This window comes from Streptomyces griseicoloratus (genome assembly GCF_014534645.1).
In the GTDB taxonomy this organism is placed as follows: Bacteria; Actinomycetota; Actinomycetes; order Streptomycetales; family Streptomycetaceae; genus Streptomyces; species Streptomyces griseicoloratus.
In genome coordinates this window covers 1-884 of record NZ_JACVQF010000002.1, presented here as the reverse complement: position 1 = coordinate 884, position 884 = coordinate 1, and the positions used below count along the sequence as shown (strand labels likewise).

Genomic DNA, 884 nt, shown 5'->3' with positions numbered 1-884 from the left:
GTTGCGGCGTGTGGTGGAGCGGCATGACATCTACCGGACGGCGATTGTGTGGGAGGGGTTGCGCGAGCCGGTTCAGGTGGTGCTGCGTGAGGTGGAGCTGCCGGTGCGGGAGGTGGTGTGGGAGCCGGGGGTTTCGGCGGAGCGGCTTCCGGCGCTGGTGGGTGGTATGGATGTGGGGCGGGCGCCGTTGCTGGATGTGCATGTGGCGGCTGGTGGGGAGGGCGGGCGGTGGCTGGCGCTGCTGCGGGTTCATCATCTGGCGCAGGATCACACGACGCAGGATGTGCTGCGGGCCGAGCTGGATGCGGTGCTTGCCGGGCGTGAGGAGGAGCTGCCGGAGCCGTTGCCGTTCCGGAACTTCGTGGCGCAGGCCCGGTTGGGGGTGTCGCGGGAGGAGCACGAGCGGTACTTCACCGGCCTCCTCGGCGACATCCACGAGACCACCGCACCCTATGGCCTCGTCGACGCGCACGGCGACGGGCGGGGCGTGGTGCGAGCCCAGGTCCCGGTCGATGACGAGGTGGCCGTGCGGGTCCGGGAGGTGGCGCGGTCGTTCGGGGTGAGTGCGGCGACGGTGTTCCACCTGGCGTGGGCGCGGGTGCTGGCGGTGGTCAGCGGGCGGGACGATGTCGTGTTCGGGACGGTGTTGTTCGGCCGGATGCGGGCGGGTGCGGGTGCGGACCGGGTGCCGGGGTTGTTCATCAACACGTTGCCGGTGCGGGTGCGGGTCGACGGTGCCGGGGTGGGGGAGGCGCTGGCGGGGGTGCGGGACCAGCTCGCGGAGCTGCTGGTGCACGAGCACGCTTCTCTGGCGCTGGCGCAGCAGGCGAGCGGGGTGCCGGGCGGCAGCCCCCTGTTCACCTCCCTCTTCAACTACCGCCACA

The 884-nt window shown here is 71.8% G+C and carries 1 protein-coding gene; it reads left to right on the top strand.

Annotated elements, in window-relative coordinates:
- On the top strand, positions 1-884 hold an 884-nt coding region (locus H0H10_RS00010; protein ID WP_223179160.1), incomplete at both ends, for a condensation domain-containing protein.